The sequence below is a fragment of the Vibrio sp. genome, from assembly GCF_048266485.1.
Classification (GTDB): domain Bacteria; phylum Pseudomonadota; class Gammaproteobacteria; order Enterobacterales; family Vibrionaceae; genus Vibrio.
Window position 1 is genome coordinate 203929 of sequence record NZ_JBLWZK010000004.1, and the last position, 14185, is coordinate 218113.

Genomic DNA, 14185 nt, shown 5'->3' on the forward strand with positions numbered 1-14185 from the left:
TCGATTTACGTGCTTTGCTTTTCCGAGCTACGAGTAACGTTTTTAATGTTAATTGTCTGCATTTCAAAGCCAGCTTGTCGGTAGATTTTATACCTTTCTCGAGCTTGTTGCTTTGGTTTTTCTTCGCAAGGAACGAAGTCTACCACTTGTCTAAAGGTCTGAGCAAAAATTGTATTATCATTCGCCATATTGATAACTAACTGGCGGTTGCGATGTGGCTTTACTTGGCTAAAACCAATTTCAATTGAGGTACCATATTGTGGTCCTTCCCCAGATAAGTTATGCGGTTGAAATTGTTCAGGTTCTTTTTGCCAAAACGCTTCATCTATGGCTTCTGCTTGGCTTTGATCTTGTGCATTGATGTACACTTTTGCTCCTTGAGAAGCAAAATGGCTGGCTAAATACACTACATAGTCAATATGGCCAGTAGTGGTATCTTGCAAGCTGTTTGGTTCAATGATGTAAAAAGTTGCAATAGCCATACGCAGATTTTGTGTTCACCAAAATGAAAGGGGACCGTAAAGGCCCCCATTTTATACGATTAGCTCATCAAAGAGATAAGAATTATTCTTCTATGATTTGCGAGCCTGATGCACGATTGACTAAGAATTGTACTAGTAACGGTACTGGACGGCCTGTTGAGCCTTTTTGTGCGCCTGATTTCCAAGCTGTGCCTGCAATATCAAGGTGTGCCCAATTGTATTTCTTAGTAAAGCGAGATAAGAAACAGCCTGCGGTGATTGTACCACCTGGGCGACCGCCGATGTTTGCCATATCAGCAAATGGACTATTGAGTTGTTCTTGGTACTCATCAGACATAGGTAGACGCCATGCGCGGTCACCTGCTTGCTCTGATGCGTTGACAATCTCATGTGATAGCGGGTTATGGTTGGCAATCACACCACTGATGTGATGACCTAGTGCAATCACACAAGCGCCTGTTAAGGTTGCTACATCAATGACACAATCAGGATCGAAACGCTCGACATAAGTTAGAGCATCACAAAGTACTAAACGACCTTCTGCATCGGTATTTAATACTTCAACCGTTTGGCCTGACATTGTTGTTAAAATATCACCTGGGCGGTAAGCGTTGCTACCTGGCATATTTTCACAGCCCGCTAACACACCAACCACGTTAATTGGTAAGTTTAATTTCGCGAGTGCTTTCATGGTACCAAAGACAGAGGCTGCGCCACACATGTCGTATTTCATTTCATCCATGCCTTCGCCTGGCTTTAATGAAATACCGCCCGAATCAAAAGTTAAACCTTTACCCACAAGCACAATTGGTTTGGCTTCTGGATCTGGGTTACCTTTATAGTTGATGATGGACATCATAGATTCATTGCGCGAACCACGACCTACCGCTAGGTAAGAGTGCATTCCGAGTTTTTCCATCTCTTCTTCACCAATGATTTTGGTTGTGATGGTTTCGAAATCATCGGCTAGGCGACGTGCTTGGGAAGCAAGATAAGCAGGGTTTGCAACATTTGGTGGCATATTGCCAAGATCTTTCGATGCTTTCACACCTGATGAAACCGCTAAACCATGAGCAATCGCTTTTTCGCCTAGGTTTAGCTCTCGACGAGTTGGTACGTTAAATACTAATTTACGTAGAGGGCGGCGAGTTTCTGGCTTGTTGCTCTTAAATTGATTAAATGTGTAAAGGCTATCTTTTGTTGATTCAATTGCTTGACGAACTTTCCAATAAGTATCACGCCCTTTGACATGTAGCTCTGTTAAGAAGCATACTGCTTCCATTGAGCCGGTGTCGTTCAAGGTACTAATGGTTTTTTGGATAATATCTTTGTATTGACGTTCGCCTAGTTCACGTTCTTTACCGCAACCAACAAGTAGAACACGTTCAGATAACATGCCCGGTACTTGGTGCAATAGCAGCATTTGACCTGGTTTACCTTCGAGGTCACCTCGACGTAATAATGAACTAATATAGCCGTCGCTGATTTTATCTAGTTGCTCGGCGACAGGAGAAAGGCGACGTGGCTCAAACACTCCAACGACTATACAAGCGCTGCGTTGTTTTTCTGGGCTGCCACTTTTTACACTGAACTCCATGCGTACTCCTACATCCTAAAGACAAATAGAACTAAATGTTGGATAATGCTTATTCTTCGTTGCCATTGGGCAAACTGTTCTAGAATTAAGCGACACAAGATTTAGTTAGAAATAGTAAATCGAGTGTTTTTGAAAATTCACTCGATATTTAAAGATTAATATAGTTAAAAAACATTAAAAATAATAGACTCATCGGAAAACTATAGTGATTCCGTCAAAAAAACAAGTTTTGTATAGGTAATGCTGCGTGATTATTGTTAGATATTTGATCCGCGAGACACTCAAAAGCCAGTTCGCCGTCTTCTTTGTGCTTTTTCTCGTGTTTTTGAGCCAAAAATTTATCAGTGTGTTAGCTGATGCATCTGATGGGGACATTCCCGCCAGTATGATTATGTCTATTGTTGGTCTTAATATGCCAGCAATGGGATTATTAATGCTTCCATTGAGTTTATATGTTGGCATCTTGCTGACTTTTGGTCGCTTGTACGCTGAAAGTGAAATTACGGTAATGAATGCCACCGGGATTGGTAATAAATTTTTAGTGCATGCCGCTTTATATCTTGCCGTGATCACTGGTGTCATTGCTGGCTTTAATTCTTTATATCTTTCGCCTTGGAGTCAGGAAAAAGTAACCCAACTTCTTGAACAAGTTACCGCAACCAGTAGTATTGATTTACTTAAAAAAGGTCAGTTCCAACCTGCGCCAGATGGTAGTGCTGTGGTTTTTATTGATGATATTAAAGATAAACAACTGACCAATGTGTTTGTCGCTCAAGCACAACCAAGAGATTCGATTCGTCCAAGTGTGATGTTTGCTAACTCTGGTGTGGTGCAAGAATTTCCTGATGGTCGTCAAATGTTGACCCTAAAAGATGGGGTTCGTTATGAAGGCATTCCTAATTCTTTAGACTACCGTAATACCGATTATGACGAATACTCAGCGTTAATTGGTCAGCGTGATGTGCAAACGAAAAAGCGTAAGTGGGAAGCCATTCCAACGAAAGATCTTATCGGCATCAGTGACCTAGAAGCAAAATCCGAACTGCAATGGCGTTTAACTTTGATTGTTTGTATTCCATTGCTTACTTTAGTTGTGGTGCCTTTATCGGCGGTTAACCCTAGACAGGGGCGTTTCGCCAAACTAGGTCCTGCTGTATTGATTTATTTAGCTTACTTCTTAGCAATCAGTGCAATGAAATCGGCCATTGAAGATGGCACTGTGCCGCCAGCATTAGGAATGTGGTCGATAAATGCTTGTTTGTTGATTGCCGGGATTATTCTCAATAGTTTAGATAGCTTATTTGTACGTGGACTCAGAGATAAATTGAGAAGAAGGAAGTTGAGCCGTGTTTAAAATTCTTGATTGGTATATTGGCCGAACCATTATTGCCACTTCTTCTTTGTGTCTCGCGACCTTGGTCGGTTTGTCTGCCATTATTAAATACGTTGAGCAGTTACGTAAAGTCGGTCGAGGAACTTACGACTTAATGGAAGCTTTGTACTTTGTGGTATTAAGTATTCCTCGTGATATCGAAATGTTCTTCCCAATGGCAGCCTTACTTGGTGCCTTGATTGGTTTAGGTATGCTAGCCGCCAGTTCTGAACTTGTGGTAATGCAGGCCTCAGGTTTCTCGAAGCTGAATATTGGTGTTTCAGTATTGAAAACCGCAGTGCCTTTAATGCTAATGGTGATGATTCTTGGTGAATGGGGCTCGCCACAAGCACAAAAGCTAGCGCGAGATTCACGTGCCATGGCGATTGCCGGTGGTGACATTGTTTCGGTTCGAGATGGTGTTTGGGCGCGTGATGGTAATAACTTTATCTATATCGGCCGAGTGAATGGCGAAGATGAGTTGAAAGGTGTGACTATCTGGCAGTTTGATCAAAAGAAAAAACTCAATGATATTCTGGTATCGCAAACCGTTCGATACGAAGATGATAACCGTTGGATGATGAAAGATGTTCAAATTACAAAGATGAAAAATGATGTTCAGCTTAGTAAAGTGAAAGAGCCTAATTATGAATGGCACACGACATTAACACCGGACAAGCTAGCAGTAGTCACGGTTAAGCCAGAAGAATTATCGTTAACCGGTTTATATAGTTATGTGACCTATTTGAGAGATTCAGAGCAAGATCCATCTCGCTATGAATTAGCTTTTTGGCGTAAAGTCTTCCAGCCATTATCAATAGCTGTGATGATGTTGATGGCGCTATCGTTTGTCTTTGGCCCGCTTCGTAGTGTGACCATGGGGGCGAGAATTTTATCAGGTGTTATCGCAGGCTTTACTTTCTACATCTCCAGCGAAGTATTTGGCCCGATGAGCTTGGTATATGGCATACCTCCGGTAATTGGCGCACTCGCTCCTAGTGTGATCTTTTTAGCGGTCGCCGTGATGCTGATGAGGCGGAAAGCCTAGCAGTGAAATAGTTATAATTAATTTGATTGGTATTAAAATAAACAAGGGATGCCAAGTGCATCCCTTTTTAATGTCGTTCAAATAGAGAGTTGAATTTAAACTGCTTTTGGTAGATGAACTACTTGGCATTTTGACCACATATCCTGCAAAGCTCTTTTTTCAGAATCAAATAACACCGTGATATTACCCAACCCAAATAGAGATGTAGCCGCTCGGATTAAAGATTGAGCGAAACGAATGTTACTACCATCTTCATTCTGTACTCTTAACTTCCAAGCTCGCATGCCGAGAGTCTGTCCTTTCATCCAGAAGAAGCTTAAAAAGCCTACCCAGACAAACACCACATAACCATGAAATAAAATACTCCAAACAGGGTGATGATTGAGTAAATCACTAGCATCAATATAAGAGCCGTAGTTGATGATACCTTGAGATAAAAGGGCCTCCATGGTGGCGATCACAATACCTACCGCGATCATTTCCACCGCAATAATAATCAGAGCATCATAAAAAATTGCCGCCAAACGACGTAAAAAACCAGCAGGCTTAGTGTGTACTTGAGAATTCATAAGCGATCTAATTTATAAAAGGTGTCAGCAGAATAGCCATTTGTATGGGACATTTAAAGTTGAAACTTGTATCTAATTAGTATTAATGGTGAAAATATCAGCGATTAAACCATTTTGAAAATTTAACACTTGCGCCGGTGCCTTCCATACGTATAATTCCAATCACTCCTTAGCGTTATAAGCTAATTGAGTGACAATTTGGCGGTGTGGTGAAATTGGTATACACGACGGATTCAAAATCCGTTGCCTTCGGGCGTGGCGGTTCAAGTCCGCCCACCGCTACCACTTCTTTTCCTTTTGTGGTCAAAGGGTTAGAAGTTTAGCAACAAATCCTCAAATCGTAGTCGTTACTTTATTCTGTGTAAATCTGTGCACTGAGGTAACTACAATGGCTACTATCCAAACTCTAAGCGGTGTTCGGGGTAAAACCTATCGCGTTCAATTTATGCGTGACGGTCGTCGCGTTTCTAAATGTTTCAAACGTAAAAAAGATGCTGAAAAATTCCTAGCTCAAATTACGCTTGATGACTCTCTAGCTTCTTCGCTAACAAACTACACATTAAACACACTTACATTTCAAAATGCTGTAACTCAATACCTTGAACAGTACGACGGAAGAGATCCGTCTATTAATCAACGGTTAGGATACTTTATTAATGTATTTGAAGATAAGCCAGTTGGTAAAATCACACGTTCAGTATTGAAAGCTGAACTAGATAAACTTACTGACCAAGGATTAAGCCCGGCAACAGTAAATCGTTATAAAGCATCTATTAGCTCACTCTTTACATTCATTAGTAATGAGTTCGATATTCGCCATAATCCCGCCCGTGAAATTCAACAGCGAAAAGAATCTAAAGGTTCTACTCGATTTCTATCTGACGATGAACAAAAGCGCCTACTTATAGCGTGCCGTTCGTCTGAGTGGAATAAATTATATTTACTCGTATTGATGGCGCTCACTACCGGAGCTCGGCGAACTGAGTTATTGACACTGACTTGGCACGACATCGATTTAAATAACCGACTCGCTACGTTACATAATACGAAAAACGGTGATAAGAGATTGCTACCGTTAACTATGTCCGTAGTTGATGAGCTTCGCCGGTTCAAATCTACTGGTTACGTATTCCCTCATAATTCGAACCTTGGTGATTATTTCAGAAACTTCGATTGTCATTGGTCTGATGCAAAAAGTAGGGCGGGTATCAATAATTGTCGTTTTCACGATTTACGGCACACTGCAGCATCAACACTGGCTAGAAATGGGGCTACGTTATTAGAGATTGCCGAAGTTTTAGGTCATCGTTCATTAGAAATGACAAAACGTTATGCCCATCTTTGTGTCGGTCATAAATCAACCTTGATAGATAGGGTATTTGGATGATTTGTTATCACTATTTGACGGTGTGGTCAATTAGATATCTGTTTATTTTATGTGATGTGTGTCACGTTTTTATCTTTTGACTAAATCGTCAAAATTAGCTCTTAGATATAGTTCATCCGACCACAACGGATTATTACAACCTAATCCGATATATAAGCGACTACTGAGGATTGAATAAAATGAATAACAATTTTGATGAATTGGCGATGGATTTAAACAATTGGATCCCCGCTATTGATGTGCCTAAGCAATTCCCACAATTTACCCATGCCCAGATAAAGAATTTAATCTGGAAGCGAGAGCACAATCCAGCTCTTAATCGTTGCTATAGACGTGTAGGCCGTAAAGGTTATATCAATGCGCCTTTGTTTGGTTTGTTTATGGCGGGGATGTTACCAGAGCAGCGAGGTGAGCATAATGCTTGATGAAAATGGAGGCGGCGCATTCGAGCAGCAACTCGATGCGCCGGGTTCTCTAAGTGGTAAAAACTTTGGCAAGTCCTCTACCGCTGACAATTATAACCTAAGTGACAGAATGGTCAAACCGTTAAATGATTGGGTGTATCAAACCGCCGCAATGGCTGAATTGTGCGGTTATCGGCCGATCCCTTACTATAAGTCTATCGGTAAGCCTTCCCCCTATGCCGCAGGCCAAAGATACACAGCAGATGATCCTAAATGGGCAACGGCTGACTTTGTAGCTATTGCGTTAGATAACGTTGTTTTGGTCGACTGGGACGCATACAAAGACCAAGTTATTAGCATTGCTGAACTAGCTGTAAAACTTGGTATTACAGAAGGTGAATTGCGCGGTGCTGAGGTACAAAACGACCCGAAAAAGGACAGTAAGCATTTCTTTTTTCGCTTACCTGATGGGTTCGACAGTTCGCAAATTATGGACTCCAACAACGGTAATTTTATACGTGGTATAGATTTTAAAACAGGCAACCAATTAGCCTATTTAAAACCGCACAAGGAATTGCGTAATGACATACTTCCATTCACCAATGAGCTACCGCTAGTTCCTCAAATCATCATTGACGAAATTCTTAAACCAAAGACGGTTGCAACGCAGATAGGTGAGGTTAAAACATGCACCAAGGAAAACCAACACGCATTACTTCACCTAGATGATGCTTGTAACGCCTTGGCGGCCATGGGGCCGGATACCGGGCGCAACTCAAAATTAAACGAGTTGAGTCTTGAGTTCTTATCGTTGGCTCATGGAGGATTCCTCCACGTTGAAACAGTGCGCAATAGCCTATTAGAAGCATACATGCAATGCGGTGGTGAGGGCTTTGAAGCGACGTTCAATAGTGCGAATCGGAAAGCAGCAACGCAACCACGAAATACCGTTAAACCGCATGTTGGCGCTGTGGCGTTCGGTGACGGTGCGATACCACAACAACATAACTCGCCTACGTTACCTAATGTGGATTGTGAGTTTAACCTATTTGAGATTTCTGCAAATTGGGTGGAAGAATGGGTTATGACACCAGAGGGGCAATATCAACATAAGGCATTGAAGAACGTTCTAACACAACGATCATTCGATAATAGATTTCATAATGTAGTCCCTAATGGTGAAGGTAATGCCAGTAAATACGTGAAAGGTAAGATACCTACAGTTGACTGTATTTTTTATAATCCGCTAGAAAGTCGGGACGTTTATAGAGATAAGCAGACAGGGCTTATAGCATTGAACACCTATGTACATTATTCACCGGAGCGCGTTGATACTAAACGTGCCGGAGAACTAATTAAAAAGCATCTTAAATGGGTGTTCGGTGATGAAGAGACAGAAATGTTAATTCTCGACTGGATGGCATGGCAAGTTCAGAAAATAGGTGTTTTAAACCGTTTCGCCCCCGTTGTAGTAGGTGATTTTGGTGATGGTAAAACTACAATTGCTAATTTCATAAAAAATGCCATAGGTAAGGCTAACGTTGCTCAGATCACGAATGATGCGATACAAGAACGCTTCAACGGTTGGGCAAACGAGGGGGCAGTAGGTGTGATTGAAGAGTTATACGTATCTGGCAAAGATCGTTACACCATCGGCAACAGATTAAAACCGGTTATCACTAACGAAGATTTTAGATTGACCGTAAAATATATGAATGGCGTAACTGTTGATAACTACACCAATTATTTTGTTTGTACTAACCACCGTGATTGTATTCCGTTAGAAAAAAATGATCGTCGTTGGTGGGTGATAGAGTCGCAATGGCTCAATAAACCGGTGTGTAAAGCTCAATCGAAGATTCACCACGAAGAGGTTTACCACTATCTAAAACACGAAGACAATGGCGGCGTTCATTGGTTTTTAAAAGATCATGTGATAAGTGATAAATTCCTTTCATTTAGCGAGGCGCCTATGACACCAGCTAAGATGCGCATGATGCAATCTGCATTACCTGAGAACACACTGGCAATAACGGAGAGATTAGGCTCTTTAGGTCAGTTACTTGTTATTAACGGGCATCTTTCCACAACCGAGCTTTTACGTCGTGATATCGATTCTGGTTATCAATATCGCCTAAGTGGTGGTAAATCTCTTTCCAAAGCACTGGATGATTTAGGATTTAAACGAGTTGAATCTCGCCCCACAGTTAACGGTATTAAGCATACCTTGTATTGTTTCCCCATTGGCAAAACAATAAACGACTTCATTTAATAAAAGTGACCCGCTACGGCGGGTTTTTTTACGCCTGTATAATTATTTTTATGTAATCCAATTAGACAGGAAAAATTATTTACTTGTCCTATCCTGTCTAGTTCCTGTCTAGTTAGCCAGTTTTTTTTGTGTCGGTGGACAGGAAGAGGACAAGTAAAGGACAGGAAAAATAATTTACTTGTCTAGGTTATGCTATTGTATTTATTGATTTTATCAACCCAGTAGACAGGATAGACAGGATAAACGTAAAAAGTAGTGAGAGAAAGAATTTGTACAAAAAATAAACAAATATAAATAGAATAGGGTTTTGCCCTGCTTTACTTGTCTATCCTGTCTAGTCACATAAAAAACACTGGCTTATTGTCTAAACGTCTATTTTTAGCTGATCACCCGATTGCGCCCCGTAAATGTAAAAGTTTGGTTTTCACGGTAACGCAGAACACATGCACTACATTTCACGCCACAGACTGCAAAAAACGTGGCTATAATTTTCCGCCGCGCTCGAAAGTTACATTATAAATATACCGGATCATTTACCTCTATCGGTTGACGCTATCGTCAATTAAGTTATTGAAAAATAAGTTATATTTAACCTTGCCGTCAAAAGTGATAGGGACTATTGTCTACTTGTAAATATCACAACATTAGACATAAAAGGCGAAACATCATGGATACGAATTTATTCAAAGCACCAAAAATCTACGGGCCAAAAAGCGAGCAATTACCTATTGATCAAAGTATTTGCCGGTTGAAAAATATGGCCGCACGTTTAATAACGCTGAACGTTCGTGATCAAGAAACTGGCGAGCAATACGCTTTGCAGGTTATCCCCGGCCACGCTGAACCAACAAACGCCACGCCGTCGGCGGTTAACTCAGCATTCTGTAAACATTTAATTGAAAAAGGCGACCTGATCGCATTGCCACTTGAGGGGGCGATTTGATGCGAAACCCAAACGTGAACACAACAATGGCCGCATTACTCGCCGGTGATAACCAAGAGGCGATGATCTACCTTGGTTCGCTCATTCAACAAAATATGCACCCATTACGTGCCGTTCGCAATGAAGCGTGGGAAAGCCTTTGCGAGTTGGTGCACCAGATGCGTAACAACATGAGCGGGCATAATGCGCCTTGCGTGCGGGTAAAGGCTAATCAAATAAAGCGCATGGCGTCGCGTGGTGGCATTGAACGCGCCCAATTCATTAATGATTGCGTGCGCCAAGCACTGCACGAGGATAACGACACTCACATTAATGCGTTAACTGTGATGCGCAAATACTTTGAAGCTGCTTCCGTGATTAAAGATAAGAGGGACGCAAAATGATTGACTTAAGCGAACTTGATAAAATTTTGCAACAAAACGAGCAGGACAGAAAAATTATTCTATCTCGCTTAGCTCAACTAAAAGCCGAGCAATCGAGGTTAGAACATGACTACGCCAAAACGAAAACTGACGTGCAGCCATTCTTAGCTAAAATCGATGGCGCTATAAATGAAGTTACAGACCAATGCCGCGACGCTGTAAAGGCCTGGGGATTTGATGACACCAACGGCCTTAATCCGGTGACAGTTGCACGCGCATCCCAAAAGCTGGCCGATGTCACACAGTTCACCACGTTTGAAACCTTGGTGCGCGAGAACGACGGTGCGCAGCTGATCGCGTTGTGTGCTTGCGATGTGTTCGAGCGAAAACAGCCAGTGTTCGTGGCGTTGGACTCGATGAAATACCACCACTTAAAATTGCTGTGTCAGGCGTTAGAAATTGCTGAGGAACAAATCGGACACTGTACGGAGCTATTTGATAAGCGTCGTGAGGTTGAGCGCAAATCTTTCATCATGCCGGTTAATTTTGAGCGTAAAGGCCCAGCACCGACTGAGCATGACATTAAACGAGCTACTAACCCGCATCTTGTAAATATGTAAGGGGTGAATTATGAAACTACACGTTAACCGATTTGATTTTACAGGCGACTTAGCCACGGATTTGCAAAACGGCTTGATAACAGCGTTTGATGATGCAGACAACTTAATGAGCGTGGATGATGCCATTAATAAACTGGCTGATGGTGCGAAAGTGGCAGGTGTAAGCGCACCCAATGATCAATCAGCAAAGCGCGTTTATGATGGCGTGCGCCGTATGCGTTCGTTCTCCGCCAAGGTTAACGATGCGGCGCCCGAGTCTAAGCGTAAGTTGCATGCTTACGATTCATTCAAAGAGCGCCTATCGAATGGTTGGAAGTTGTTCACTGATGATAAAGAGGCGGATAACAATGGGTAAGTTCACCAATTCAAGCGGGAGCGGGGCTAGTTCAACCGGGCTAAATAAAATGTTGCGTGGTCGGAATTCAGGGAACAACGGCCAGTTTTATATGCAGCGCAACAAGCAGCGAGCGATTGAGAATGAAACGCCGAAGAAAAAAGATACCGAGCAACCAACGGAATAGTCGAAGGTTATATTTTTATTTTGGGGCGTGACGCTATTTTTTTATGGTCATTTAGTGGTGTCACGCTCCACTTTTCTTAGGTGGTCAATTATGACAGATGAACAGCTTAGACAATGGCAACAGTTATCGCATTATCAGCGACGCTTTGCCGTGGCGTGGTGGTGGTTCGGAATAAAGTCAGCGACCGTTGACGGCATCGTGTGGCGTTCAAATGCAGAACTGTATGAACTGGCCGCAATAAAGCCGCCAAAGAATCGTAAATCACTGATCAATGCGGCCAACAGACTTTGGACACGTAACGACAACCAGCTAGAACGCTTCATTTACGGCATAGATGGGATTCACTGGAATAACGACCGTTTGCGTTATTATTCAAAGGTTTGGGGGTTTTTATATCCGAACGCTGGACATTACCCGTTTTCAAGCGATCCTAAATCTGTATGGCTCTCCGACTTAAAGCACAGGTTCTCATTCACGAACGGCGGGAAACTAAACTTATCTGGAGCACGCGGCAATGGATTATCAATTGATCGATGAATTGGCTAATGCTGTGGCGGATGATAGTTACCTGGTTCACCCACGACGATGGCTATCAGAGCACGACATACCGTCTATTTTTCTCACCGGTTTACCTAAAGATTTTCCGTATCAGTTACTTATTGATGATTATCGAACAATGAACAGAGAAGCCAGGAGATTACTAAAAAATTGAGCGCCCCGTAAATGGGGCGTTTTTTTCTAAGAGCAATCCCTTTCTAACTTCTCACGGCACGCCTGTTTAACCCATGCCGAAAAAGGTACGAGTTCATTTTTATTTTTTTCAATGGCTTCTACTAATTCATGCTCGAAACGGATGTTCTTTTTCACTGATTGACTATTTTTATTTACATTACCTGTTGACATGTGCGCACACCTATATAAAACTATATCTACAGTGTACTCACTAGGGCGCACAGTATCAAATAAAAAAGAGCCCCTTGACTCGCCAAAGTAACAAGGGGCATATATCAAAGCCGATGGAGGGCTTCAATATGCAGCAGAGAATAACACTTGAAGATTTAAAACGCATCGCTCATTTGCTCACCCGTAGACAAATTATCCGAAGTTTAACTAAAGTGGAGGGCTAAGTTATGTCTACAAAAGCAGTCGATGCAATTCCCTTAGAACTTCACTCACAATATTTATCATTGATGAAAGACCGTGGCGTGTTCTGGTATGACATGGCGAAATTATGTTTAGATTTCGGTTTACGTAACATCGAGGCGCGGGAATTGCGCGCCGAGCACATTGATCTCGAACGTGGAATTATACTTCTATCTGATTCAAAACAGGTGCGCTCTTATGTTACGAAAACGACTAACAAGCAAATACAAAAACAATGGCTTATTGAGGGGCGTAGGTTCTTGCGCACGGCCATTGGTGGAGAGCTTGCGCCGCTTTTGGTTCGAATGTGTACAACAGTGGACCAACTCGAAGCCTTAGCTCAAGAGTATGATCTTTTCGAAGAGTATAACCAAGCGCGAGAACAACACTACGCGACAAACGTTGAGCAGGTGCGTGCAGAGGTTGAGCGTTCAGCACCCAAAGGACGTGTGATTGATTTCAGTCGATACCATGAAGCAAAACGAATCTTAAAGGCCCGTGTTGCGAAATATGGGGCGGTTGGTGGCTATCTATTCCCGGCGTGCGAACTCCGCAGCAATCGCGCTAAAGGGCAGGGGTATGAGCCAGTTTCTAGGCAGTCGGTTTATCGTGTGGTGCAATCCGTTGGTGAAGCGTTGAAAGCTGTATCAGGTCGATGCAGAGAAGCATTAAAAGGGATTCGTTTGGGGTTGCATAGTGCGCGTAAAGCAGCAGTCCAGAAAGTGGCTAATACCATTGATATGATGGCGGCTAGTCTTTGGATTGGTCACGGTAACGGTTCTGGTGACATTGCGACGACACAACGCTATTTAGACCGCAGCGAAAAGAGAATTAACGCTATTAATAACCAGTTGGCTGCGATGGTGTGCGATGGGTAACGGTGTGAAAAAAATGGGTAAAAAATGGGTAAACCGACCAAAACCAAGCATGACCACATGTTATCAAAGTCAATTGCAACAATGGTTTATTGATCGTATTATGCGCCTAATGACTAAGGTTTCTGGATTCAAAATCCGTTGCCTTCGGGCGTGGCGGTTCAAGTCCGCCCACCTACCAAATTTAAAGAAAGGCGTTCAAGCAATTGAGCGCCTTTTTGGCATCTGACATCTAGCGAGTTTCTTTTCTTCCTTTCCTTAATCCATACTGAACTACTTCATTTTTTTAAGTGGTGATCTTGGTCGATAGATTTTCATTCTCATTGAGCGCATTATGAAGCCGTCTTACTGATTTAATTTCAGCTAAACTGAATATGTTAAAAACAAAAAAGGGATGAATATGAAGCAATTAAAAAATCAAACACTCCTTGCCTCGGTATTAACGGATGGCAAAGGGCAGCAAGTATTCAATCCATTTGATAATAGTTTGCTCGCCACGGTGCCAGTTTCTTGCCAAGCGAGAATTGAGCATGATGTTGCTGATATGGAAGCTGGGCAAAAAATCTGGCAGAAAACACCGGTTGCTGAAC

General features: G+C 42.3%; 16 protein-coding genes, 1 tRNA gene and 1 pseudogene. 14 read left to right on the top strand and 4 right to left on the bottom strand.

What is annotated here, in order from left to right; translation table 11 throughout:
• Positions 1-5: 5 nt before the first annotated feature.
• Both ACN0T8_RS08090 and pepA read right to left on the bottom strand, forming a co-directional pair.
• Positions 6-482: a DNA polymerase III subunit chi gene (locus ACN0T8_RS08090; protein ID WP_417880116.1), complete on the bottom strand. Its 477-nt coding sequence runs from the start codon at positions 480-482 to the stop codon at positions 6-8.
• Between the two features lie 82 nt (positions 483-564).
• Entirely contained in the window at positions 565-2079 is a 1515-nt protein-coding gene (gene pepA, locus ACN0T8_RS08095) for a leucyl aminopeptidase (RefSeq protein ID WP_417880117.1), read from the bottom strand.
• Between the two features lie 247 nt (positions 2080-2326).
• Here pepA and lptF point away from each other — a divergent pair, with 247 nt between their 5' ends.
• Together lptF and lptG are read left to right on the top strand one after the other, a co-directional pair.
• Positions 2327-3433: an LPS export ABC transporter permease LptF gene (lptF, locus tag ACN0T8_RS08100; RefSeq protein WP_417880118.1), complete on the top strand. Its 1107-nt coding sequence runs from the start codon at positions 2327-2329 to the stop codon at positions 3431-3433.
• Positions 3426-4499, top strand: a complete 1074-nt coding sequence (lptG, locus tag ACN0T8_RS08105) for an LPS export ABC transporter permease LptG (protein WP_417880119.1) — start codon at positions 3426-3428, stop codon at positions 4497-4499. The genes lptF and lptG overlap by 8 nt, the downstream gene beginning before the upstream one ends.
• Before the next feature lie 95 nt (positions 4500-4594).
• Here the strand turns inward: lptG and ACN0T8_RS08110 are convergent, their stop codons facing one another.
• Positions 4595-5068, bottom strand: coding sequence for an RDD family protein (locus tag ACN0T8_RS08110; protein ID WP_417880120.1), 474 nt, complete (start codon positions 5066-5068; stop codon positions 4595-4597).
• 200 nt (positions 5069-5268) lie between these two features.
• Here ACN0T8_RS08110 and ACN0T8_RS08115 point away from each other — a divergent pair.
• From ACN0T8_RS08115 to ACN0T8_RS08160, 10 genes are all read left to right on the top strand, one after another.
• Positions 5269-5353: transfer RNA gene (locus tag ACN0T8_RS08115), tRNA-Leu, on the top strand.
• Positions 5354-5456: 103 nt separating this feature from the next.
• Entirely contained in the window at positions 5457-6455 is a 999-nt protein-coding gene (locus ACN0T8_RS08120; protein WP_417880121.1) for a tyrosine-type recombinase/integrase, read from the top strand.
• 179 nt (positions 6456-6634) lie between these two features.
• Positions 6635-6880 (top strand): hypothetical protein, encoded by a 246-nt coding sequence (locus tag ACN0T8_RS08125; protein ID WP_089122329.1) that lies wholly within the window; start codon positions 6635-6637, stop codon positions 6878-6880.
• On the top strand, positions 6873-9131 hold the full coding sequence (locus ACN0T8_RS08130; RefSeq protein ID WP_417880122.1) for a primase-helicase family protein: 2259 nt from the start codon (positions 6873-6875) through the stop codon (positions 9129-9131). Before ACN0T8_RS08125 ends, ACN0T8_RS08130 begins: the two co-directional genes overlap by 8 nt.
• Positions 9132-9798: 667 nt before the next feature.
• Positions 9799-10074 (top strand): hypothetical protein, encoded by a 276-nt coding sequence (locus ACN0T8_RS08135; RefSeq protein ID WP_417880123.1) that lies wholly within the window; start codon positions 9799-9801, stop codon positions 10072-10074.
• Between the two features lie 26 nt (positions 10075-10100).
• On the top strand, positions 10101-10457 hold the full coding sequence (locus tag ACN0T8_RS08140) for a hypothetical protein (protein WP_417880124.1): 357 nt from the start codon (positions 10101-10103) through the stop codon (positions 10455-10457).
• Positions 10454-11056 (top strand): hypothetical protein, encoded by a 603-nt coding sequence (locus ACN0T8_RS08145; RefSeq protein WP_417880125.1) that lies wholly within the window; start codon positions 10454-10456, stop codon positions 11054-11056. Before ACN0T8_RS08140 ends, ACN0T8_RS08145 begins: the two co-directional genes overlap by 4 nt.
• A gap of 10 nt (positions 11057-11066) precedes the next feature.
• Positions 11067-11411, top strand: a complete 345-nt coding sequence (locus ACN0T8_RS08150; RefSeq protein WP_417880126.1) for a hypothetical protein — start codon at positions 11067-11069, stop codon at positions 11409-11411.
• A complete protein-coding gene (locus ACN0T8_RS08155; RefSeq protein WP_417880127.1) occupies positions 11404-11577 on the top strand; it encodes a hypothetical protein in 174 nt (57 codons plus the stop codon). Before ACN0T8_RS08150 ends, ACN0T8_RS08155 begins: the two co-directional genes overlap by 8 nt.
• A 90-nt stretch (positions 11578-11667) precedes the next feature.
• Positions 11668-12114: a hypothetical protein gene (locus tag ACN0T8_RS08160; RefSeq protein ID WP_417880128.1), complete on the top strand. Its 447-nt coding sequence runs from the start codon at positions 11668-11670 to the stop codon at positions 12112-12114.
• A 201-nt stretch (positions 12115-12315) separates the two neighbouring features.
• Here ACN0T8_RS08160 and ACN0T8_RS08165 read toward each other — a convergent pair whose 3' ends face one another.
• Positions 12316-12480 (bottom strand): YlcI/YnfO family protein, encoded by a 165-nt coding sequence (locus tag ACN0T8_RS08165; protein WP_089122336.1) that lies wholly within the window; start codon positions 12478-12480, stop codon positions 12316-12318.
• 500 nt (positions 12481-12980) lie between these two features.
• On the opposite strand from ACN0T8_RS08165, the gene ACN0T8_RS08170 reads away from it, so the two are divergent.
• Together ACN0T8_RS08170 and ACN0T8_RS08175 are read left to right on the top strand one after the other, a co-directional pair.
• Positions 12981-13598 carry a hypothetical protein gene (locus ACN0T8_RS08170; RefSeq protein ID WP_417880129.1) on the top strand — a complete coding sequence of 206 codons (618 nt, stop codon included), beginning with the start codon at positions 12981-12983 and terminating at the stop codon, positions 13596-13598.
• Between the two features lie 397 nt (positions 13599-13995).
• Positions 13996-14185, top strand: a pseudogene (locus ACN0T8_RS08175) (succinate-semialdehyde dehydrogenase (NADP(+))); the annotation flags it as partial.

Excerpts from the sequence above, each read along its gene's own strand:
- ACN0T8_RS08090 (WP_417880116.1), bottom strand. The coding sequence starts at position 482 with ATGGCTATTGCAACTTTTTACATCATTGAACCAAACAGCTTGCAAGAT.
- pepA (WP_417880117.1), bottom strand. The coding sequence starts at position 2,079 with ATGGAGTTCAGTGTAAAAAGTGGCAGCCCAGAAAAACAACGCAGCGCT.
- ACN0T8_RS08110 (WP_417880120.1), bottom strand. The coding sequence starts at position 5,068 with ATGAATTCTCAAGTACACACTAAGCCTGCTGGTTTTTTACGTCGTTTG.
- ACN0T8_RS08120 (WP_417880121.1), top strand. The coding sequence starts at position 5,457 with ATGGCTACTATCCAAACTCTAAGCGGTGTTCGGGGTAAAACCTATCGC.
- ACN0T8_RS08125 (WP_089122329.1), top strand. The coding sequence starts at position 6,635 with ATGAATAACAATTTTGATGAATTGGCGATGGATTTAAACAATTGGATC.
- ACN0T8_RS08130 (WP_417880122.1), top strand. The coding sequence starts at position 6,873 with ATGCTTGATGAAAATGGAGGCGGCGCATTCGAGCAGCAACTCGATGCG.
- ACN0T8_RS08135 (WP_417880123.1), top strand. The coding sequence starts at position 9,799 with ATGGATACGAATTTATTCAAAGCACCAAAAATCTACGGGCCAAAAAGC.
- ACN0T8_RS08140 (WP_417880124.1), top strand. The coding sequence starts at position 10,101 with ATGGCCGCATTACTCGCCGGTGATAACCAAGAGGCGATGATCTACCTT.
- ACN0T8_RS08145 (WP_417880125.1), top strand. The coding sequence starts at position 10,454 with ATGATTGACTTAAGCGAACTTGATAAAATTTTGCAACAAAACGAGCAG.
- ACN0T8_RS08150 (WP_417880126.1), top strand. The coding sequence starts at position 11,067 with ATGAAACTACACGTTAACCGATTTGATTTTACAGGCGACTTAGCCACG.
- ACN0T8_RS08155 (WP_417880127.1), top strand. The coding sequence starts at position 11,404 with ATGGGTAAGTTCACCAATTCAAGCGGGAGCGGGGCTAGTTCAACCGGG.
- ACN0T8_RS08160 (WP_417880128.1), top strand. The coding sequence starts at position 11,668 with ATGACAGATGAACAGCTTAGACAATGGCAACAGTTATCGCATTATCAG.
- ACN0T8_RS08165 (WP_089122336.1), bottom strand. The coding sequence starts at position 12,480 with ATGTCAACAGGTAATGTAAATAAAAATAGTCAATCAGTGAAAAAGAAC.